At 70.4% G+C, this 21,357-nt stretch carries 20 protein-coding genes; all 20 read right to left on the bottom strand.

Annotation, left to right across the window (positions count from 1 at the left end; all coding sequences use genetic code 11):
- Nucleotide 1 precedes the first annotated feature (1 nt).
- Nucleotides 2–121 (bottom strand): DUF6126 family protein, encoded by a 120-nt coding sequence (locus tag ACIBAG_RS19985; protein WP_399106814.1) that lies wholly within the window; start codon nt 119–121, stop codon nt 2–4.
- Nucleotides 118–756, bottom strand: coding sequence for a helix-turn-helix domain-containing protein (locus ACIBAG_RS19980; RefSeq protein ID WP_399106813.1), 639 nt, complete (start codon nt 754–756; stop codon nt 118–120). The genes ACIBAG_RS19985 and ACIBAG_RS19980 overlap by 4 nt, the downstream gene beginning before the upstream one ends.
- Before the next feature lie 94 nt (nt 757–850).
- Complete coding sequence (locus tag ACIBAG_RS19975; RefSeq protein WP_399106812.1) at nt 851–2,236, bottom strand: aspartate aminotransferase family protein; 1,386 nt, start codon at nt 2,234–2,236, stop codon at nt 851–853.
- Nucleotides 2,233–4,191, bottom strand: a complete 1,959-nt coding sequence (gene dxs, locus ACIBAG_RS19970) for a 1-deoxy-D-xylulose-5-phosphate synthase (RefSeq protein ID WP_399106811.1) — start codon at nt 4,189–4,191, stop codon at nt 2,233–2,235. Before dxs ends, ACIBAG_RS19975 begins: the two co-directional genes overlap by 4 nt.
- Before the next feature lie 32 nt (nt 4,192–4,223).
- Nucleotides 4,224–5,399: a flavodoxin-dependent (E)-4-hydroxy-3-methylbut-2-enyl-diphosphate synthase gene (gene ispG, locus ACIBAG_RS19965; RefSeq protein WP_399106810.1), complete on the bottom strand. Its 1,176-nt coding sequence runs from the start codon at nt 5,397–5,399 to the stop codon at nt 4,224–4,226.
- Between the two features lie 4 nt (nt 5,400–5,403).
- Nucleotides 5,404–6,426 (bottom strand): adenosyl-hopene transferase HpnH, encoded by a 1,023-nt coding sequence (gene hpnH, locus ACIBAG_RS19960; RefSeq protein ID WP_399106809.1) that lies wholly within the window; start codon nt 6,424–6,426, stop codon nt 5,404–5,406.
- A 5-nt stretch (nt 6,427–6,431) separates the two neighbouring features.
- Nucleotides 6,432–7,073 (bottom strand): 1-hydroxy-2-methyl-2-butenyl 4-diphosphate reductase, encoded by a 642-nt coding sequence (locus ACIBAG_RS19955; RefSeq protein ID WP_399106808.1) that lies wholly within the window; start codon nt 7,071–7,073, stop codon nt 6,432–6,434.
- Nucleotides 7,073–9,124 carry a squalene--hopene cyclase gene (gene shc / locus ACIBAG_RS19950; protein WP_399106807.1) on the bottom strand — a complete coding sequence of 684 codons (2,052 nt, stop codon included), beginning with the start codon at nt 9,122–9,124 and terminating at the stop codon, nt 7,073–7,075. The genes ACIBAG_RS19955 and shc overlap by 1 nt, the downstream gene beginning before the upstream one ends.
- Nucleotides 9,125–9,264: 140 nt before the next feature.
- Entirely contained in the window at nt 9,265–10,401 is a 1,137-nt protein-coding gene (locus ACIBAG_RS19945; protein WP_399106806.1) for a polyprenyl synthetase family protein, read from the bottom strand.
- Complete coding sequence (hpnE, locus tag ACIBAG_RS19940; RefSeq protein WP_399106805.1) at nt 10,401–11,825, bottom strand: hydroxysqualene dehydroxylase HpnE; 1,425 nt, start codon at nt 11,823–11,825, stop codon at nt 10,401–10,403. Before hpnE ends, ACIBAG_RS19945 begins: the two co-directional genes overlap by 1 nt.
- Nucleotides 11,822–11,965: a DUF6380 family protein gene (locus ACIBAG_RS19935; protein WP_399106804.1), complete on the bottom strand. Its 144-nt coding sequence runs from the start codon at nt 11,963–11,965 to the stop codon at nt 11,822–11,824. Before ACIBAG_RS19935 ends, hpnE begins: the two co-directional genes overlap by 4 nt.
- Nucleotides 11,965–12,915: a presqualene diphosphate synthase HpnD gene (hpnD, locus tag ACIBAG_RS19930; protein WP_399106803.1), complete on the bottom strand. Its 951-nt coding sequence runs from the start codon at nt 12,913–12,915 to the stop codon at nt 11,965–11,967. Before hpnD ends, ACIBAG_RS19935 begins: the two co-directional genes overlap by 1 nt.
- On the bottom strand, nt 12,912–13,811 hold the full coding sequence (gene hpnC / locus ACIBAG_RS19925) for a squalene synthase HpnC (RefSeq protein WP_399106802.1): 900 nt from the start codon (nt 13,809–13,811) through the stop codon (nt 12,912–12,914). The genes hpnD and hpnC overlap by 4 nt, the downstream gene beginning before the upstream one ends.
- Before the next feature lie 389 nt (nt 13,812–14,200).
- Nucleotides 14,201–14,983: an ABC transporter ATP-binding protein gene (locus ACIBAG_RS19920; RefSeq protein ID WP_399106801.1), complete on the bottom strand. Its 783-nt coding sequence runs from the start codon at nt 14,981–14,983 to the stop codon at nt 14,201–14,203.
- Entirely contained in the window at nt 14,976–15,911 is a 936-nt protein-coding gene (locus tag ACIBAG_RS19915; RefSeq protein WP_399106800.1) for an ABC transporter permease, read from the bottom strand. Before ACIBAG_RS19915 ends, ACIBAG_RS19920 begins: the two co-directional genes overlap by 8 nt.
- Before the next feature lie 96 nt (nt 15,912–16,007).
- Nucleotides 16,008–16,904, bottom strand: a complete 897-nt coding sequence (locus ACIBAG_RS19910; protein WP_399106799.1) for a glycosyltransferase family 2 protein — start codon at nt 16,902–16,904, stop codon at nt 16,008–16,010.
- Between the two features lie 5 nt (nt 16,905–16,909).
- Nucleotides 16,910–17,689, bottom strand: coding sequence for a CDP-alcohol phosphatidyltransferase family protein (locus tag ACIBAG_RS19905; protein WP_399106798.1), 780 nt, complete (start codon nt 17,687–17,689; stop codon nt 16,910–16,912).
- Nucleotides 17,667–18,728 (bottom strand): iron-containing alcohol dehydrogenase family protein, encoded by a 1,062-nt coding sequence (locus ACIBAG_RS19900; protein ID WP_399106797.1) that lies wholly within the window; start codon nt 18,726–18,728, stop codon nt 17,667–17,669. Before ACIBAG_RS19900 ends, ACIBAG_RS19905 begins: the two co-directional genes overlap by 23 nt.
- Nucleotides 18,716–19,468 (bottom strand): sugar phosphate nucleotidyltransferase, encoded by a 753-nt coding sequence (locus ACIBAG_RS19895; protein ID WP_399106796.1) that lies wholly within the window; start codon nt 19,466–19,468, stop codon nt 18,716–18,718. Before ACIBAG_RS19895 ends, ACIBAG_RS19900 begins: the two co-directional genes overlap by 13 nt.
- Nucleotides 19,465–21,273, bottom strand: coding sequence for a DUF5941 domain-containing protein (locus ACIBAG_RS19890; protein ID WP_399106795.1), 1,809 nt, complete (start codon nt 21,271–21,273; stop codon nt 19,465–19,467). Before ACIBAG_RS19890 ends, ACIBAG_RS19895 begins: the two co-directional genes overlap by 4 nt.
- Nucleotides 21,274–21,357 lie beyond the last annotated feature (84 nt).

The following is a 21,357-nucleotide window of genomic DNA, read 5'->3' as shown; positions in this document are numbered from 1 at the left end:
CCTACTTCGCGCCCGCCTCGAACAGGAAGTAGATGAAGGCGGCGAAGACATGCCCCACCGCGATGTAGACGATCAGCCGCACCCAAAGGGCACGCGGGAACTTCTCCTCCATGTCGCTCAAGGCGTCTCTCCAGGGGTGGGGCCCAGGCACAAGGTGGCCGTGGGACTCTGCAGCAAGGTGTGGACGAACAGGAGCTCGACCCCGCCCTCGTCCTGAGCGGCGATGCGGTGCGGGGTGAGCGAGTCGAAATGCGCGCTGTCGCCGGGCGCGAGCCGGTGCGTGGTGTCCCCGAGCCGCAGCCGCAGCCGCCCCTTGAGGACGTGGAGCCACTCCTCGCCGGGGTGTACGCGCACGATGTCGCCCTGCGATCCGTACGGCACATGGACGCGCAGGGCCTGCATGCCGCGCCCCGGAGCGCCCGCCTGCCAGTACGTCCAGCCGCCGGCCGCCGTCGGCTCCATGTCGGCGGCGCGCACGATCGCGTCCCGATCGGCGACCGTCTCGCCGAGCAGCTCGGAGACGGTCGTACCGTAGACACGCGCGAGCGCGAGCAGCATCGGCAGCGAGGGCTGGCGCCGGCCGGTCTCCAGCCGGGAGAGGTGGGCGGGCGACAGTCCGGCGGCGCGGGCCGCGCCCTCCAGGGTGAGGGCCGCTCGGCGGCGCAGGGCCCGGAGCTGAGGCGCGACGACGGGCAGGGCCTCGCCCGGCGCCGCCGACTCGCCCTCACCCTCGGGCTCGTTCTCGGGAGAGCTCATGCTCTCCATTCAGCCGGAGCTTTGCCTGTGCGGCAAATTTCTTGCCTCAGAGGCAAAAACCCTCGACCAGCTGGGCATCGGGGACGCCACGCCCTCAGCGGTTGGCAACCGCCTGCTTGATCAACGTCTTCCCGAAGTCCCACATCAGCCCGCCCCCGCTGTGCGCGTCGTCCATCACATCCGTGAAGGCGTCGACGAACCGGTCCACCTCCCGCTCACCGATGATCAGCGGCGGGATCAGCTTGATCACCTCCAGGTGGTCGCCGGAGACCTGGGTGAGGATGCGGTGCCGCCTCAGCAGCGGTACGACGACCATCTGCGCGAACAGGCCCTTGCGCGCGGCCTGCAGCATGGTCCAGCGGCTGCGCAGCTTCAGCGAGTCGGGGCGGCCGAACTCGATGCCGATCATCAGGCCGCGGCCGCGGACGTCGGCGAGCAGCTCGTACTTGTCGGTCAGCGCCGCGAGCCGGGACTTCAGCAGCTCCCCGGTCGCCCGCGCGTTCGCGACGATCTGCTCGTTCTCCAGGACGGACAGCACGGCGAGCCCGGCCGCCATGGCCTGGGCGTTGGACCCGAAACTCGCCGAGTGGACCAGCACACGGTCCATGGACGAGTACACCTTCTTGAAGATCCAGTCCTTGCCGACGGTGGCGCCCACCGGCACATAGCCGCCGGAGAGCGCCTTGGCCACGCACACCAGGTCCGGCTCGACCCCGTCCTCGTGCTGGTAGGCGTAGAAGTCGCCGGTCCGGCCGAGCCCCGTCTGCACCTCGTCGGCGATGAGCAACGCCTTGTGCTTGTGCAGCAGTTCCTGTGCGGCCCGCAGATAGCCGGGCGGGGGCTCGTGGACGCCCTTGCCCTGGATCGGTTCGACGATCAGGGCGGCGACGTCGCCCTTCTTCAGCTCCCGGGCCAGAGCATCGAGATCGCCGAGTGCCACGGCCGTGTCCGGCAGCAGCGGGGCGAAGCCGTCCCGGAAGCCGGACTCGCCGTTGACGGACAGGGAGCCGGTGGTCAGCCCGTGGAACGCGTGGTCGCAGTACAGGATCCGCGGCCTGCCGGTGACGAACCGGGCGAACTTCAGCGCGGTCTCCACCGCCTCCGTCCCGCTGTTGCCGAAGAACACCCGGTCCAGATGCGGGCTGTGCGTGAGCAGCTTCTCGGCCAGCAGCCCGGGCAGCGGCTGGCAGTCGAAGCGGGTGAGGTCGGCGAGGGAGGCGTCGAGGGCGTCGTGCAGCGCCTTGCGGACGACGGGGTGGTGGCGCCCCAGCCCCATCACCCCGAACCCGGCGAGCATGTCCAGGTAGTCGTCGCCGTCCGCGTCCCAGAAGTAGGCGCCCTCGGCCCGCTCGTAGACCTTGTCGAAGCCGATGGTGTGCAGCATGCGCGGGAGCTGGTGGTTGAGGTATCTGCTGTGCAGCTCGTAGCGCTCGGCTCCGCGCTCGGCGAGGAGGTGGCCGAGGTCGAACTCCGTGGTCATTCGGCTTTCTCCTTGACTGGCACGACGGTACGGCCGTCAGGGCCGCCCTCGGCCGGTTCCGGACCGGCCAGGCTGTTCTCGGCCTCCTTGAGGGCGAGGCTCGCGCTGATCCGACCGGCGATCTCGACCGGCGTGAGCCCGATGTCGGCGAGCACCTCGCCCCGCTTGGCGTGCGCGAGGAACTGCTCCGGGATGCCGAACCGCCGTACGGGCACGTCGACTTCGGCGTCGCTCAGTGCCAGTGCCACGGCGGCGCCGACCCCGGACGAGCGGCTGTTGTCCTCGCCGACGGCCACCAGCCGGTGCTGTGCGGCGAGGGGCGCGAGCGCGGGGTCGACCGGTTTGACCCAACGGGGGTCGACGACGGTGCAGTTGATGCCGCGTGCCCGCAGGAGATCGGCCGCCTGGAGGCACACCGGGGCCATCACGCCCACGGCGACGAGGAGGACGTCCGGCTCGCCCTCGTCCCGGTGCAGCACGTCGAGGCCGCCCACCCGGTCGACCGCCGGGATCGACGGCCCGACCGACTCCTTCGGGAACCGTACGAGCGTCGGCGCGTCGTCGACGGCCACCGCTTCCCGCAGCTGTGCCCGCAGCTGGTCGGCGTCGCGCGGCGCGGCGATCCGGAGGCCGGGCACGACCTGCAGGATCGACATGTCCCACATGCCGTTGTGGGAGGGCCCGTCGGCGCCCGTGACGCCGGCCCGGTCCAGTACGAAGGTCACCCCGCACCGGTGCAGCGCGACGTCCATCAGCAACTGGTCGAAGGCACGGTTCAGGAACGTGGCGTAGACGGCGACGACCGGGTGCAGCCCGCCCGTCGCGAGCCCCGCCGCCGACACGGCCGCGTGCTGCTCGGCGATCCCGACGTCCCACACCCGGTCCGGGAACCGCTCGGCGAACCTGCCCAGCCCGACCGGGTGCAGCATGGCCGCCGTGATCGCCACGACGTCCTCCCGCTCCTCACCGATCCGCACGATCTCCTCACCGAACACCGAGGTCCAGGACGGCCCGCCCGACGGCGCGAGCGGCTCGCAGGTCAGCGGGTCCATCACGCCGACGGTGTGGAAGTGGTCCTCCTCGTGGGCGAGGGCCGGTTCGTAGCCGCGTCCCTTCTCCGTGAGGCAGTGGATCAGCACGGGCCCGTGGAAGCGCTTGGCCCGCCTGAGCGCGGACTCGACGGCCCCGATGTCGTGTCCGTCGATCGGGCCGACGTACTTCAGCCCGAGGTCCTCGAACATGCCCTGTGGTGCGAAGGCGTCCTTGAAGCCCTTCTTCGCCCCGTGCAGGGACTCGTAGATCGTGTTGCCCACCAGCGGGGTCCTGAGCAGTACGTCCTTGCCCCAGGCCAGGACCTTCTCGTAGCTGTCGGTGGTGCGCAGGGTGGCCAGGTGGTTGGCGAGGCCTCCGATGGTCGGGGCGTACGAGCGCTCGTTGTCGTTGACGACGATGATCAGCGGCCGGTCCTTGGCCGCGGCGATGTTGTTCAGCGCCTCCCAGGCCATGCCCCCGGTCAGCGCCCCGTCGCCGATCACCGCGACGACGTGCCCCTTCTCCCCCTGCACCTGACGGGCCTTGGCCAGCCCGTCGGCCCAGCCGAGCGCGGTGGAGGCGTGGCTGTTCTCGACGATGTCGTGCTCGGACTCCTCGCGCGAGGGGTAGCCGGACAGGCCGCCCTTGCCGCGCAGCTTGGAGAAGTCCTGACGTCCTGTCAAAAGCTTGTGTACGTAGCTCTGATGGCCGGTGTCCCAGACGATGCGGTCGACCGGTGACTCGAAGACCCGGTGGAGCGCGATGGAGAGTTCCACCACCCCCAGATTGGGCCCGAGATGTCCGCCGGTCCTGGCGACCGCGTGCACCAGGAACTCCCGGATTTCATGGGACAGATCATCGAGTTCCGCCTCGGACAGCGCCTTCAGGTCGCGTGGTCCCCGGATGCTCTCCAGAATCGTCACGCTCGGGCCCCCTCTCGGTTCCGTGCCTTGCTTCAACTCACAGTCACTGCTGGTTTCCCCGTGACGGTGGGGGCGCCCGATGCGGCCCCGTCCTGCTCCATCTGCTCGGCGATCTTCATCGCCTCTTCGATCAGCGTCTCGACGATCTTCGACTCGGGGACCGTCTTGACGACCTCGCCCTTGACGAAGATCTGCCCCTTGCCGTTGCCGGAGGCGACCCCCAGATCCGCCTCCCGTGCCTCGCCGGGGCCGTTGACCACACAGCCCATGACGGCTACCCGCAGGGGCACTTCCATGCCTTCCAGGCCGGCGGTCACCTCGTCGGCCAGCTTGTACACGTCGACCTGCGCCCGTCCGCACGACGGGCAGGAGACGATCTCCAGGCGCCGCTGCCTGAGGTTCAGCGACTGCAGGATCTGGATGCCGACCTTGACCTCCTCGGCGGGCGGGGCGCTCAGGGACACCCGGATCGTGTCGCCGATCCCCTGTGACAGCAGGGCGCCGAAGGCGACGGCCGACTTGATCGTGCCCTGGAAGGCGGGACCGGCCTCGGTCACTCCGAGGTGCAGCGGGTAGTCGCACTGCGCCGCGAGCTGCTTGTACGCCTCGATCATCACGACCGGGTCGTTGTGCTTGACCGAGATCTTGATGTCCCGGAAGTCGTGCTCCTCGAACAGCGACGCCTCCCACAGCGCGCTCTCCACGAGCGCCTCCGGTGTGGCCCTGCCGTACTTCCGCAGCAGCCGCTTGTCGAGCGAGCCGGCGTTGACGCCGATGCGGATCGGGGTGCCGTGGTCCTTGGCGGCCCGCGCGATCTCCTTGACCTTGTCGTCGAACTGCTTGATGTTGCCGGGGTTCACGCGGACCGCGGCGCAGCCCGCCTCGATGGCCGCGAAGACGTACTTCGGCTGGAAGTGGATGTCCGCGATCACCGGGATCTGAGACTTGCGCGCGATGGTCGCGAGCGCGTCCGCGTCGTCCTGCGTGGGGCAGGCGACCCGCACGATCTGGCAGCCGGACGCCGTCAGCTCCGCGATCTGCTGCAAGGTGGCGCCGATGTCCGACGTACGGGTCGTCGTCATCGACTGCACCGACACCGGGGCCCCGCCCCCGACCGCCACTGGACCGACCTGGATCTGCCGCGACACTCGCCGCTCGGCGATCGGCCGGAGGGGTACCTCGGGGACGCCCAGGGAGACGGCGGTCATGCCGTCACTCCCGGTTCCCGGAGACCGTCTCGCGCATGGCGCGCAGCGACTCCTTGAGCGAGCCCATGGTGGCCAGGACGGCGGTGGGCTCGTAGCCGCAGTGCGCCATGCAGTTGGCGCAGCGCGGGTCCTTGCCGCGGCCGTACTTGTCCCAGTCGGTCTCCTCGATGAGCTCGCGGTACGTCGGGACGTAGCCGTCGCTCATCAGGTAGCAGGGGCGCTGCCAGCCGAACAGGGAGTAGTTCGGGATCGCCCAGGCGGTGCACGGGAAGTCCACCTTGCCCTCGAGGAAGTCGAGGAACAGCGGCGAGTGGTTCAGCCGCCAGCGGCGCCGGTTGCCGCCCGCGAAGGCCTTCTTGAACAGCTCGCGGGTCTGCTCCACGCCGAGGAAGTGCTCCTGGTCGGGGGCCTTCTCGTAGGCGTAGGCGGGCGAGATCATCATCTCGTCGACCTTGAGGTCGTCGTTGAGGTAGTTGAGGACCTCGACGATGGTCTGCGGGGTGTCGGTGTTGAAGAAGGTCGAGTTGGTGGTGACCCGGAAGCCGCGCCTCTTGGCCTCCTTGATGGCCTCCACCGCCTCGTCGAACACGCCCTCCTTCGCCACGGACTCGTCATGGCGTTCGCGCAGTCCGTCGATGTGCACGGCGAACGCGAAGTACGGCGAGGGCTTGAACTTGTCCATCTTCTTGCGCAGCAGCATGGCGTTGGTGCACAGGAAGACGTACTTCCGCCTGGCCACCAGCTGACGGACGATCTCGTCGATCTGAGGATGCATCAGGGGCTCGCCGCCGGCGATGGACACCATCGGCGCACCGGATTCGAGCACCGCGCCCACGGCCTGCGCGACGGGCATCCGCTGCTTCAGCACTCCGGCCGGGTGCTGGATCTTGCCGCACCCCTCGCACTTGAGGTTGCAGGCGAAGAGCGGTTCCAGCTCGACGATGAGCGGAAACTTGTCCCGCCTGCGCAGCTTCTGTTCGGCCAAGTAAGTAGCGACCTTGATGGACTGACGCAGCGGCATGGCCATCTGGCTCACCTCCTGGGGAGCAGCAAAGAACGGTGCCATTCGTAGAAAGCAGGCAGAACGGAACGAAGAACGCGGAAAGCCGATATTCCACCGCGCAATGTGCCGATCCGGACGAGTTCATGTTCTGGAGCGTCCACCACCACCCGGACGGCCGCAACCGGGCGCTCGCCCGTGCGTACGGCGCTCAGGAGTGTGGCCGCCGACTCCATGTCGACCGCGATCGCGCCGGTCGAGAGCAGATCTGAACGTTCCTGGCCCCGGATGACGTGGTCGGAGCCGGTGAGTGGTCCGGTGTGGACGGTGCGGCCGGGGACGGTCCGCACCAGCTCTTTGACGAGTAGGTCGGTCCCCGCGCACGGAACGGTTCCCGCCGGATCCCGGGTCTCCTCGGCGACCACCAGATCACCGGGGTGCATACCGGGTGCGAGCCCGGCGCAGAAGCCCGTGGCGAGCACGGCGGCCCCGCCGAGGGCCGGGTCGGCCAGCATCCGGGTGACGGAGCGTTCGGCCGCCCGGGGCCCCATGCCCGTCCGGAGCACGGTGACCGGCCCCCCGGCCCCGCCCCGCTCACCCGTGCGCAGAGCGAGCTGCTCGATGCCGAGCGCGCAGGCGATCAGCAGCGGGGCCGGGGCGGGCTGTGGGCTCATCAGCTCCCCTTGGCCTCGGCGAGCGGTTTTCCCGGCTCCCCGCGCTGTCCGGAGGCCCCGCTCCGCGCGGGCCGCTCGGCGAAGGGCTCGCCGTGGACGTACCGGCCGAGCGCGGTGAGCGGGAAGACCTGCCGGTAGAGGTGGTAGTTGATCGAGAAGTCCCAGGGAAACCCGGTGCCGGTGAAGTACGGCTCGTCCCAGGAGCCGTCCTCCCGCTGGGTCGCCGCGAGCCACTCGACGCCGCGCTCGACGGCCTTGGAGTCCTTCTCCCCCGCGGCCAGCAGCGCCATCAGCGCCCACGCGGTCTGCGAGGCGGTCGAGGCGCCCTTGCCGCTCCACTCCTTGACGTACTTGTAGGAGCGCAGGTCCTCGCCCCAGCCGCCGTCGTCGTTCTGGACGGACTCCAGCCAGGTGACGGCACGGCGGATCGCCGGATGCGAGCCCGGGACACCGGCGGCCACCAGGGCGGGTACGACCGATCCGGTGCCGTAGACGTAGTTCACGCCCCAGCGTCCGAACCACGAGCCGTCCGGCTCCTGCTCGGCGAGCAGCCACTGGATGCCGCGCCGGGTGCGCGGGTCGTGGGCCAGGCCCTCGACCGCGAGCATCTCGACGACGTGCGCGGTGACGTCGGCCGACGGCGGGTCGATGACCTCGCCGAAGTCGCAGAACGGCAGCCGGTTGGGGAAGGGGCTGGTGTTGTCGACGTCGAAGGCGCCCCAGGCCCCGTTCCTCGACTGCATCCCAAGGTTCCAGCGCACACCGCGGCCGATCGCCTTCTCGACCCGCTCGGGATCGTGGTGCCTGACCCGGCGCAGTGCGAGGACCACCTCGGCGGTGTCGTCGATGTCGGGGTAGTTGTCGTTGTGGAACTCGAACGCCCAGCCGCCCGACGGTAGTTGGGGGCGCTTGACCGCCCAGTCGCCGGGCCGGACGATCTCCTCGCCCAGCATCCAGTCCGCGGCCCTTACCAACTGCGGATGGTCGGCGGGCACCCCCGCGTCGACCAGCGCGATGGTCGCCAGGCAGGTGTCCCAGACCGGCGACTGGCAGGCCTCGATCATCCGGGCCCCGTCCTCGCGCCAGACGGCGAAGCGGTCCAGCGACGCCAGTCCCTCGCGCATCACGGGGTGTTCGAGGTCGTAGCCGAGCAGGTGCAGGGCGATGATCGAGTACACGGCCGGCGGCTGGATGCCTCCCCAGCAGCCGTCGTTCTCCTGCCGCTCGATGATCCAGCGGGCCGCGCTGTTCATGGCGGCTCTGCGCAGCCTGCGCGGAGCGACCTTGCGCAGTTGGTGCAGCGCCTTGTCGAGCCGCTGGAAGGCACCGTCCCAACTGGTCGGCGTGGCAAGAGGCTTGGGCGGGTTGGGGCGAGCCGGGTCGGTGTGCAGTTCGTCGAGCGGGAAGGGCGCCGGCCGTACCGGGCGCTTCGCGGAGACGATCGTCAGCGGGACGATGGTCTGCCGGGCCCAGCAGCCGAAGTCATAGATGTTGAGCGGGACCCACTTGGGGAAGTAGATGAGCTCCGGCGGGAGTTCGGGCAGGTCCTCCCACTTCCACCAGCCGAACAGGGCCAGCCAGATCCGCGTGAAGACCCGGGATGCGGCGATGCCGCCCTGCTCGCGGATCCAGGCGGAGGCCTTGGCCATGTGCGGGGCGTCGGGCGCGTCGCCGGCCAGGCGGAGGGCGACGTACGCCTCGACGGTGGTGGAGAGTTCGCCCGGTCCGCCGTAGAAGGTGGCCCAGGTTCCGTCCTCGCGCTGCTCGCCGCGGATGAAGAGCGCGGCGGCCCGTGTGGTCTTCTCGTCCCGGATCCCCAGGAACTGACGGAGCAGCAGGTCCTCGGCGTCCATCGTGACGTTCGTCTCGAGGTCGCCCTTCCACCAGCCCTGGGCGTCCTGCTTCGCCAGCAGGAAGTCGGTGGCGCGCTGTACCGCGCGTACGGCGGCCTCGTGAACCCCGGCCGCCACGGGGGTTTCGCTGTCGGTGTCGCTGGCCGCGGCTGCCCGGGGCTGCGGTGCCCCGGTGCTTCCGTCGGTCGTCGCTGTCATGGCTTCCCCTTCGTGCAGTTGCTCAGGTAGTGCGTCTGCTGCGGGTCCGCCGTCGGCCGGTGCGCTGCTTCCAGCGGCACCGGCCGGCGACTACGCGAGGGCTATTCGACCGATACTGATCATCTCTTTTCGCGCGGTGGTCATCTCTTTCGTACGACGACGAAGTCGGCGAGCGCCGTGAACTGCGCCCGCACCTGCTCGGGCATGTCGACGGCGTCGAGGGCCTCGACGGCGATGGTGTGCTGGCGGCGTGCCTCTTCGGCGGTCCACTCGCGGCCGCCCGCCTCCTCGATGAGGGCGGCGCGGGCAGCGAACTCCTCCTCGGAGAAGTTCTCGAAGTCGCTGCTCTTGGCGTCGGCGGCGAGGATCTCACCGAGCCGCTCGGAGGCGGGCCCGCCCGCCGCGAGCGCGGCCACGACCGGCAGGGACTTCTTGCGCTGGCGCAGGTCGCTCCAGGTCTGCTTGCCGGTGGAGACCGGGTCGCCCCAGATGCCGAGCAGGTCGTCGATGGCCTGGAAGGCGAGGCCCAGGTGGTAGCCGTACTTCTCCAGGGTGTCGGCGGTGTGGTCGTCCGCACCGGCGAGCACCGCGCCGATGGAGCTGGCGCAGGCGATCAGGGCGCCGGTCTTGTTGCCCTCCATGGTCAGGCACTCCTCGACGCTGACGCGGTCGCGGTGCTCGTAGGAGATGTCCTGCGCCTGCCCGTCGATCAGGGCGCGGGTGGCGGTGGTCAGCCGGCGGGTGGCGCGGCCGGCCTCGACGGTGCCGAGTTCCAGCAGGACCTCGTTGGCCAGGGCGAACAGGGCGTCGCCGACGAGGATGGCCTGGGCGGGGCCGTGCACCTTCCAGACCGTGTCTCGGTGGCGGCGCTGTTCGTCGCCGTCCATCAGGTCGTCGTGCAGCAGGGAGAAGTTGTGGACCAGTTCGACGGCGACGGCGCCGGGGATGCCGACCTCGGGCGCGGCGCCGGTGACCTCGGCGGAGAGCACGGCGAGGGCGGGGCGTACGGCCTTGCCGCCGTCGCCGGCCGTGGGGTTGCCCTCGGCGTCGATCCAGCCGAAGTGGTAGGCGGAAACGGTGTCCATGGGAGGGGCCAGGCGGTCGATCGCCGCCCGCAGTACCGGTGTGGCCAGGGTCCGACCGCGCTCCAGGAGCGCGGTCACGTCCACCGCGGTCTCACGAGCGGCCTTCGAGGCCGGGGGCACAGTGGGCACAGTCTCTCCTCTTGTTGCGGTACCGGGGGTGCGGGGGCCTGCCGCCGTGTGCTGATCGAGCATCACGCCGCCTCCTCCACGTCGAAGAGGTGACTCGGGCGGGGCCGGCCCAGGGCGCTCAGCGCGGCGCCGGCCGCACTCACGCCACTGCGGACCGCACTCTCCATGGTCGCGGGCCACCCTGTGGCGGTCCACGCTCCGGCCAGGTAGAGGCCGGGGGCCTTGGTACGGGCGCCGGGCCGCAGCCGCCCGACGCCGGGGGTGGGAGCGAACGTCGCGGTGCGCTCCCTGGTCACGAAGAAGTCCTTCACTTCCGCGCCGCGCGCCCTGGGCAACAGCCGCTCCAGCTCGGGCAGATACCGCTCGCGCAGCGCGGCGACGGGCTCGTCGATCTCGTCCTGCGCAGCCGACTGGGACAGGGCGAGGTACTGGCCGTTCCGCAGGCCGGAGGCCTCGGTCCGGTCGAATACCCACTGCACCGGGGTGCCGAGGGCCGCGAAGAAGGGACGGCTGAGCACCTTGCGGTCGTAGACGACATGGACGTTGAGGATCGGCGCGGTACCGATCTCCAGCAGTTGTTCGGGCGCGTCGAGCGCACCCTCGGGCAGCAGGTCGTACGCCTCGCGCTGTGCCACGGCGAGCACGACGGTGTCCGTCCGAAGTGTCTCGCCGGGAACCTGAACGCTCCAATGTCCGTTCTCGTCAGGGGAGATGGAGGTGACGCGTGTACGGACCTCGGTACGAACGCCCGCCGAGTCGAGCGCCTTGCGGGCCAGCCGGTCATGCAGTTCGCCCAGCGGGACGCGCGCCCAGCCGATGTCGGCCGCGCCCGGGTCGGACAGCAGACCGGTCTTGAACACCATCGCGGCGAGCCCCAGCGAGGCGTCGCCCGCGACCGCGTTGAGGGTGGCGACCCCGACCAGGTCCCACAGGGCCTCGACGGCACGCGCCGACTGACCGTGCGCGGTCAGCCAGCTGCCGAAGTCCTGTGTGTCCAGGGTCGGATCGGCGAGGTCGAGCCCCTGGAGCGCGAGCGCGGCACGCCCGACCCTGGCGCGATCGGCGAGTGACAGATGCGGATAGGTCGCAAGGCTCCGGCCCAGGTGCAGGGGTACGGGCAGCGCGTCACGCCGCAGCCTGCCGAGCCGTCGGCCCTCGGGCCGCGCCACGTCGAGCACGGGCACGTCGAGACGATCCTGCAACGGTGCCAGCGCCGTCCCCTCGATGCGGTCGAGGAACCAGCGGTAGGCGGTGCAGCAGCGCAGGTACACGTGCTGTCCGTTGTCGACGGTGAGTTCGCCGCGTTGGAAGGAGAAGGCCAGGCCACCGAGCCTCGGCCGGCCCTCGATCAGGGTGACCCGCACCCCGGCGTCGGCGAGCGCGAGCGCGGCGGTGATGCCGGCGAGCCCTCCGCCGATCACGACGGCGGTCCCGGGGTGTCCGGGGGTGTCCGCGAGCGGCTCTTCGGGCCGCATGCCGTCGGTCATCGTGCACCCTTCCCTGCGCGACCGCCGTGCCGGTGCTCGAACGCCGCACGGCGGGTCGTCTCAGTCAGGGACGCGGCCCGGCAGCGGAGGGTTGCCCGCCGCTTTTCGCCGGTGACATCACCTTGGACCGCAATGTCCATCAGGCGCGCCTCCTGACGGTACGACGGCCGGCATGCCGGGTGTCCAGACCGCTCAGACCGCGCACGGCGACGTAGGCCTTCTCGCGCCCGGGCAGGGAGACCCGGCCGCGCAGCACGGCCTCCGGATCGCGCTCGATGCGGTCGAGGAGGCGGCGGTAGATGCCGGCCATGGCGGCGACACAGGCACCGCTGCGCCGGTCGAGCATCGGGAGCAGCCGGTAGCCCTCGGCGAAAAGGGCGCGGGCCCGACGCACTTCGAAGTGCACGAGGCCCGCGAAGTCGGAGCCCTCCGGTGGTGTCGGCCCGCTGAAGCCTGACGAGCAGCCGAATTTGGCAAGGTCGTCGGAGGGCAGATAGGTGCGCCCGCCCTCGGCGTCCTCGCGGACGTCCCGCAGGATGTTGGTGAGTTGGAGCGCGAGCCCGAGCGTGTCGGCATACTCCGGCGCGCGCTCAGCGCCGCGCGCCCCCGGTTCTGTGCCGAACACACCGAGCGAGAGGCGCCCGATGGCACCCGCGACACAGCGGCAGTAGACCTTCAGGTCGTCCCAGGTCTCGTAGGTCTCCCCGCGCACGTCCATCAGGACGCCGTCGATGAGCTCGTCCAGGCCCCCGAGCGGGAGAGGGAAGGTGTCGGCGGCGTGGGCGAGCGCCACGGCCACGGGGTCGATGTCGTCCTCGTCGACCGTCCGGTCGCGGACCCGGGTCAGCAGCTCCCGGGTCTCCTCGAGTCTGGCGGCCTTGACCTCGCCGGACAGCGCGCCGTCGCCGATGTCGTCGACGCGGCGCGAGAACGCGTACAGCGCGGACATCGCGCGGCGCTTGGGCGTGGGCAGCAGGCGGATGCCGTAGGCGAAGTTACGGGCCTGCTGTCCGGTGACGGCCTCGCAGTAGCGGTAGGCGGCGAGTACCGGTGCGGACACGTGTGGTGCAGACTCCACGGTCCGGATCACCCCTCTCCTCGCAGAGTCACGCCCACCTCGCGCAGCAGCTGGAGCTTGCCTGCCTTGGGCGGGCCGGGAAGTACGTCGTATTCGGCGGCGGCGATCGCGCGGATCGCCGCCCTTCCCCCCGCCACGAAACCCGCGAGCAGCAGCTTGAGCCTGCCGTGGACGCTACCCACCAGGGGGGTGCCTTCATTCAGGAGGTTTTGGGCACGTTCGGCTTCATATGCAACCAGCGCGCGCACCGATGCGCCCGCTGTTTTCACCGACAGATCGGTTTCCTGGACGTGAAAGCGCTTCATGTCCTGCACGGGCACATAGATCCGGTCACGGCCGAGGTCCTCGGCGATGTCCTGAAGGTGCTCGACGATCTGCAGCGCCGTGCACACCGCGTCGGAGCGGCGGATCCGCTCGGGGGTCTCGGTGCCGGTGACGGCGAGGACGAGGCGGCCCACGGGGTTGGCGGACAGTTCGCAGTAGGCAAGGAGATCGTCGTAGGTCTCGTACCGCCCGACGAGCTGGTCCTGGCGATTGGCGGCGATCAGGCCGAGGAACGGCTCCGGGGTCAGCGAGCGGCGGTGGACGGTCGACTGCAGGCGGCGGAGCAGCGGGTGGCGCGGGGTGCCGTCGAAGACCCGGCGCAGATCGGCCTCGAAGGCGTCGAGCAGGACCAGGCGGTCCTCGGCGTCCGCGGCCGACACACCGAGCAGACGGGCGTCGGCGCCGCCGGGGGCGAGGTCGCCGTCGCCGATGTCGTCGACGAGGCGGGCGAAGCCGTAGACGGCCATGAGGTCGGCACGCCAGGCCCTGGGCAGGAAGAACGGCGCCACGGGGAAGTTCTCCCCGGCGGCCTTGCCGAGTGTGCCGTGCTCCGGGTCAGCCGTGCCCCCGGCTGGTCCCGTCACCGTGGACTGCCCGGGGCGGGGACGGCACAGGCTGCTGCGTTGACCTGGGGAGTTTCCGTAGCCATTGCCGTCACATCTCCCGTTCTACACCGCCGACCCAATGCACACTATTTCGGACACGCCGCCCAGCCGTCCGCACCGCGGCCCATGGGAAGGTGTCGTTCCTTATCGCCCTACTTGCCGCGTTTCGGTACCGGTACAGCTTACGTTGTACAACGGGGCCGGGCCTGTGGGGGTGTCCTGCGCATCACAACAACGCACCGATTGGCGCCAAGATTCCACGAGCCAGCCGGAGTTGACGTTTCCTTTGCAGACGCGGGGCCCCGCCGGGGCAGTTCCGGCGAGGCCCGGGGAAGCGCACTGGGCCGGACGGCCCATGTCCCGGTGGACTACTTGCCCGTGAACTTCTCGTACTCCTTGAGGACCTCGTCCGTCGGTCCGTCCATGCGCAGCTCGCCACGTTCCAGCCACAGGACGCGATTGCAGGTGTCCCGGATCGACTTGTTGTTGTGGCTGACGAGGAACACGGTGCCGGCTTCCTTGCGCAGCTCGCGAATGCGTTCCTCGGAGCGCTTCTGGAACTTGCGGTCGCCGGTGGCCAGCGCCTCGTCGATCATGAGGACGTCGTGGTCCTTGGCGGCGGCGATGGAGAAGCGCAGCCGGGCCGCCATGCCGGAGGAGTACGTGCGCATCGGCAGGGTGATGAAGTCGCCCTTCTCGTTGATGCCGGAGAAGTCGACGATCCCCTGGTAGCGCTCCTTGATCTGCTCGCGGGACATCCCCATGGCGAGCCCGCCCAATATGACGTTGCGCTCGCCGGTCAGGTCGTTCATCAGCGCCGCGTTCACGCCCAGCAGCGAAGGCTGGCCGTCGGTGTAGACCTTGCCCTTCTCCGGCGGGAGCAGACCGGCGATGGCCCGCAGCAGGGTGGACTTGCCGGAGCCGTTGGAGCCGATCAGGCCGATGGCCTCGCCGCGGTAGGCGACGAAGGAGACCCCGCGAACGGCGTGGACCTTGCGCACCCCGCGCTCCTCGCCCCGCTTGAGGATGCGGCTGAGCGCGGCGGTGGCGCTGCCCTTGCCGGTCTTGGCGCCGTTGACGCGGTAGACGATGTGCAGGTCGTCGGCGATGACGGTGGGGACGCGCGGGCCGTCCTTCTTCAGCTCAGCCACGGCCGTACCTCTCTTCCGCCTTCCAGAAGTAGACGAAGCCGACTCCGCCGGCCAGCAACGCCCAGCCCAGCGCGAAGGCCCACACGTGCTCGGGCAGGAACGAGGAATCGTACCCGTCGATCATCGCGAAGCGGACCAGGTCCATGTAGATCGCGGCGGGGTTCCACTGCAGGACGTCGGTGATCCAGCCCGGCCAGTTCTTGTCCGCGAGCATCGCCGGGATGCTGAACATCACGCCGGACGCGTACATCCAGGTACGCAGGATGAACGGCATCAGCTGGGCCAGGTCGGGCGTCTTGCTTCCCATGCGGGCGAAGATCAGCGCGAGGCCCGAGTTGAAAAGGAACTGCAGGGTCAGCGCGGGCACGATCAGGAGCCAGGACAGGTCGGGGAAACTGCCGAAGGCCATCATGATCACGACGAGCACGACCATGGAGTAGAGCAGTTGCTGGAGCTGTTGCAGCGCGAACGACAGCGGCAGCGAGGCCCGGGGGAAGTGCAGGGCGCGCACCAGACCCAGGTTGCCGGAGATGGCGCGCACGCCGGCGAGCACCGAGCTCTGGGTGAAGGTGAAGACGAACACGCCGGTCACCAGGAACGGCACGTAGATGTCGCTGGGGATGCCCTCCCGGGCGCCGAGCAGCATGCCGAAGATGAAGAAGTACACGGCCGCGTTCAGCAGCGGGGTGGCCACCTGCCACAGCTGGCCGAGCTTCGCCTGGCTGTACTGGGCTGTCAGCTTCGCCCGCGAGAACGCGAGGATGAAGTGCCGCCGGTCCCAGAGCTGGCGGACGTACTCGAACAGCGAGGGGCGGGCGCCGCTCACGGCCAGCCCGTACTTGGCGGCGAGCTGGGCCGCCGTGAGTCCCTCGTCGGGCGACGGGGGCGCGCTCACGGCGACTCCTCCGTCGTGCGTTGTCTCACTCACCAGTTGAAACTTTCGTCTTCGAGATGCGCAGCCTGTGCGGGCATGGCATGAACCTGGGGCCGGGTTGCGGCCCGGGGGCTCTCAGGACCGAGCTTGTCAGATGACGGGAGGTCGGCCCAGTCGAGTCAGCCGCCACACCGTACGCCACTTCATGGGCCTGCGGGGACCGCACGGGGAGGTCCAGCCTTCCCGGAAACCGCCGAACCATGCCCGCAGGGCGGGGCGGGAGGGCCGGCGGGCGAGGGTCAGCAGCATCCAGACGCCCAGATAGACCGGGACGAGGGGGGCGGGGAGGTTGCGGCGGGCGAGCCAGACGCGGTTGCGCGCGACCATGCGGTGGTAGACCGCGTGCCGCGAGGGAGCGGTCGTGGGGTGGTACAGCACCATGTCGGACCGGTAGTCGATCATCCAGCCCGCGTCGAGGGCCCGCCATGCCAGGTCGGTTTCCTCATGGGCGTAGAAGAACTCGTCCGGCAGTGCGCCGACTTCGGCGAAGACCTGGGTACGGACGGCGTTGGCGCCGCCGAGGAAGGTGGTGACCCGGGACGAGCGCATCGGGTCCGAGGCGCGCAGCCGGGGGACGTGGCGGCGCTGGGTGACGCCGGTGTCCGGGTCGGCGATGCGGAAGCTGATGATGCCGAGCTTCGGGTCGGCCGCGAAGGCCTCGCGGCACAGCTCGGCGGTGTCGTGGTTGGCGAGGAGGCCGTCGTCGTCGAGGAAGAGCAATATGTCGACATCGCGGCCGCCGGGGCCGAAGGCCTCGATGCCGACGTTGCGGCCGCCCGGGATGCCGAGGTTCTCGGGCAGCTCGATCGCGCGGACGCCCTCGGGGACGTCCGGGACCGGGGAGCCGTTGCCGACCACGACCACCTCGACCGGGTCGCCGTCCTGCTTGGCGACCGAGTCGAGGAGGGCACGCAGCTCGTCGGGGCGGTTACCCATGGTGATGATGACCGCGCCGACCTTCGGTGAGGATGCCGGTGAGTTGCCCATGCCGCTCACTTCAGCCTGCTCGAGGCGAGGATGGAGACGAGGTGCAGCAGGGTCTGGAGCAGCGCGATGCCGGCGAGCACCGCGACGCCGAGCCGGGAGAAGAACAGGTCGCCACGGACCTGGTCGGCGATCGCCAGCGCCAGGATCAGCAGGGACGCCTCGATGCCGAGGACCAGACGGTGGAACTTGAGGGCGGCGGCGGCCTTGCGAGCCAGCGCCATGCCGGAGGAGCGCATCTCGGAGGCGGCCTCCTTGACCGGCGGCTTCCCGGCCTGGTGGCGGGCGACGCCGACCAGGTCGGTCTCGGCCTTGATCAGGATGGCGCCGAGCGCGGCCAGCGTTCCGAGGAACGCCCACAGCCAGTCGATACGGCCGCTGCCCCACAGGTCGGCGGCGCGCAGGCCGAAACCGACGAGGACGGCGGCGTCGGTGAGGTAGGCGCCGACGCGGTCCAGGTAGACGCCGTTCAGCGAGTACTGCTTCTTCCAGCGCGCGATCTCGCCGTCGACACAGTCCAGCAGCAGGTAGAGCTGGACCATGACCACGCCGAGCACCGCCCCCGGGATCCCCGGCACCAGGAGTGCCGGGGCCGCGAGGACACCACATACGGTCATCAGGTACGTGAGCTGGTTGGGCGTGACCCTGGTGTTCACCAGGTAGCGGTCGACCCGCAGGGACACCTCGCGCATGTAGAGGCGTCCCATCCAGTGCTCACCGCTGCGCCGGTCCTTCACCCCCGCGGGGTGAACGACGGGGCGGAGTTCAGCTACCGATGGCCTTGACATAGTCGGCGTAGATGTCCTTGATCTGGTCGGTGGTCAGGTCGAGGTGTTCGAGGATCGTGTAGCGGCCGGGCCGGGTCTGCGGAGCGAACTCCACGGCACGGACGAACTCGTCGTCCGTGAAGCCGATCTCCTCCGGCAGCACCGGCAGCCCGTGCCGACGCAGCACCTCGGCCATGTACGCCGACTCCTCGTGGGCTCCGCGCAGGTACATCGCGAAGGCCGCGCCCAGCCCGCACTGCTCGCCGTGCGCGGCGGCGCGCTTGGGGAACAGCAGGTCGAAGGCGTGGTTGATCTCGTGGCAGGCGCCGGAGGACGGGCGGGAGTCGCCCGACACCGACATGGCGATACCGCTGAGCACCAACGCCTCCGCGAGCACCTGGAGGAAGTCGGTGTCCCCTATACCGCCGGGGTGCCGGAGCACCGCCTCGCCGGCCTGGCGGGCGATCGCGGCGGCGAGGCCGTCGATCTTCTCGCCGTTGACGCGGTTCGCCAGCTCCCAGTCCGCGATGGCGGAGATGTTGGAGATCGCGTCCCCGATGCCGGCGCGCACGAAGCGAGCCGGGGCCTCGTGGATGACGTCGAGGTCGATGACGACCGCGATCGGGTTCGGCACGCCGTAGGAGCCGCGCCCGGCGTCGTTGTCGAGGGTGGCGACCGGCGAGCACAGACCGTCGTGCGCGAGGTTCGTCGGTACGGCGACCAGGGGCAGGCCGACTCGCGCCGCGGCGAACTTGGCGCAGTCGATGATCTTGCCGCCGCCGAGGCCCACGACGGCGTCGTAGTGGCCGGCCTTTATGTCACTGGCCAGCCGGACCGCGTCGTCGAGGGTGCCGCCGCCGACCTCGTACCAGCTGGCGCCGGGCAGCGCGGGAGCGAGCCGCTCCTTGAGCCGGGCGCCGGAGCCGTTGCTGACCGCGACGGCCAGCTTGCCGGAGTGCGAGATGCGCTCGTCGGCGAGCACACCGCCCAGGTCGTCGAGAGCACCCGGGCGGATGTCCACGACGACCGGCGAGGGGATGAGCCGGGTCAGTACTGGCACGCGATCTCCCGTCCGCGGGCGAGATCGTCGTGGTTGTCGATCTCCACCCACTTGACGTCGCCGATCGGCGCCACGTCGATGCGGAAGCCGCGGTTCACGAGCTCCTGGTAGCCGTGCTCGTAGAACTGCTGCGGGTCGGTCTCCCACACGGCCTTCAGGGCGTCGGCCAGCTCGGGCGCTGCGTCGCCCTCGATGAGGGTGACGCCGATGTACTCGCCGGTGGCCTCGGCGGGGTCCATCAGCTTGGTGATCTTCGTCATGCCCTTCTCCGGGTCGACGACGACCTTCATCTCCTCGTCGGCCAGGCTCTTCACCGTGTCCAGGGCGAGGATGATCTTCTTGCCGTCGCCGCGGGCGGCCAGCAGCGTCTTCTCGACGGAGACCGGGTGGACGGTGTCGCCGTTGGCGAGGATCACACCGTCCTTGAGGGCGTCACGGCCGCACCACAGGGAGTAGGCGTTGTTCCACTCCTCGGCCTTGTCGTTGTCGATGAGGGTGAGCTTGAGGCCGTACTTCTGCTCGAGGGCCGCCTTGCGCTCGTACACGGCCTCCTTGCGGTAGCCGACGATGACCGCGACCTCGGTCAGACCGATCTCGGCGAAGTTGCCGAGGGTGAGGTCGAGAACCGTGGGTTCGCCCTCTATGCCCGCAGGGCCCACTGGCACCAGAGCCTTGGGAAGGCTGTCGGTGTAGGGGCGCAGACGCCGTCCGGCGCCGGCCGCCAGCACGAGGCCGATCATGCGGGTTCTCCTTCATCGTGTACGGCGGGGGCCCCTGAGGACACCCAGAAGCGGATGCTCTCGACGAGCACCACGAGGGCCACGGCCACGGCGAGGGCCGTGAGCGCGACCTTGAACTGCGATGCGGAGAGCACCGCGGCGAAGACGGTGACGAGCAGCGTCCGTCCTTCGTGCCCCCCGATGGCGCGCACCAGCCAGGCCGGGGGCGCCCCGGCGTTGCCGCGGATGCGGTACACCGTGTCGTAGTGATGGTAGGCGACGGCGGCCACCAGGCCGAAAGCCGCAGGAATGGCTCCGTTTACCTCGGCTTTGACTGCGAGCGCGAGGACGGCGCCGTATTCGGCAGCCCGGAAGAACGGCGGAACCAGCCAGTCGAGCGCACCCTTGAGGGGCCGGGCGACGGCAAGACCCGAGGTCACGGCGTACACGAGCGTGGCGAAAACCGCCCAGGGTCCGCCGAAGTCGGTGAGTGCGGCCGTGGCGACGAGCGCGATGCCGCCGAGCAGGGCCACGGCGGGGACGGCGAAACCGGGCAGGCGCCGCGCGGGGTTCTTCAGCGCCTCCGCGAAGCCCTGCGCGAGCGGCCCGGAGTCCGCGAGGTCGGCCAGCGCGGTCGCGGCCCGGTCGGTGCGGCGGGCCTTGCGGGTCAGCGAGCGCAGCACCCGGCCCGCCGTCGTGTACGTGGCGGCGAAGGCGCAGCCGACGAGCAGCGCGTAGAAGGTGATCCGCGGGGTCGTGGCCGCCGTGAGCACGGCGATCATCGCCCAGCGCTCGCCGATCGGCAGCACGATCATCCGGCGCACCCACACCGTCCAGCCGACGCTGTCGAGCCTGCCGGAGAGGGCGGCCGTGGGGCTGGTGTTGGCCGTGGCGTCGTGGTTGGCCTCGTTGAAGGAGAAGTCCACGACGTGCCGGCAGGTCTGCAGGACCATCGCGCCCAACGCCAGCGCCCAGACGTCGTCGCCGCCCCGGGCCGCGCCGAGGGCGAGGCCGGCGTAGTAGGCGTACTCCTTGGCCCGGTCGAAGGTGGCGTCCAGCCAGGCGCCGAGCGTGGAGTACTGCAGGGAGTAGCGGGCGAGCTGGCCGTCGGTGCAGTCCAGGACGAACGAGAAGATCAGCAGCAGGCCCGCCGCGATGAACCCGCCCCGGGTGCCGGTGGCCGCGCAGCCCGCCGCGACGAGGGCGGTGAGGAGGGAGGCGGTGGTGACCTGGTTGGGGGTCAGGCCCCGGCGGGCGCACCAGCGGGCGAGGTAGCGGGAGTACGGGCTGATGAAGAAGGTGGTGAAGAATCCGTCGCGGGCCTTCACGGCCGACTTCAGGCGTACGGCCTCGTCGTCGACGGCGGCCACGGCCTGCCGTGCTTCGTTGCGGGCCTGCGGATCGGCCGGGACGGCGGCGACCAGGCTGCCGAGCTCGGGGCGGTGCACATCGGTGCCGTCGTCGGTGAGGGCGGTGACGACGCGGTCGGCGAGGCTGTCGACGGCGAGCGCCGTACCACCCCCCGCGGAGTTCTCGCGGGCCATCGCGCGGGTCAGGGCCTGGCGGCCGGCGGGCTGGGCCGTCACGGCGCCCGGGATCGCCGCGAGCGGGAAGCGGGGGTCGGTGAGGCCGAGGCGCAGTGCGTGCAGGTGGCCGACGAAGCGGGCGTCGACGACGGCGACGCGCTGGTCGCCGGGCACCTGGGCGAGGAGCGTCTCGGCGTCGGCCGGGTCGTCGGCGACCCGCACGTCGTAGCCGAGGGACCGCAGATCGCCCTCGATCGACGATCCGGGGACCGGCTGACCGGTGAGGATGGCGGTCAGCAACCGAACTCACTCCCTGGGTGCCGGCGTGTCCGCGCCGGTCGTGTACGTGGGTGGCGGCGCCCGTTGGCTGTGGCGCCCGGGCGG

Origin of the sequence: Streptomyces sp. NPDC051243 (genome assembly GCF_044455405.1) — a bacterium.
Lineage (GTDB): Bacteria > Actinomycetota > Actinomycetes > Streptomycetales > Streptomycetaceae > Streptomyces.
This window is presented reverse-complemented; position numbering and strand designations above follow the sequence as displayed.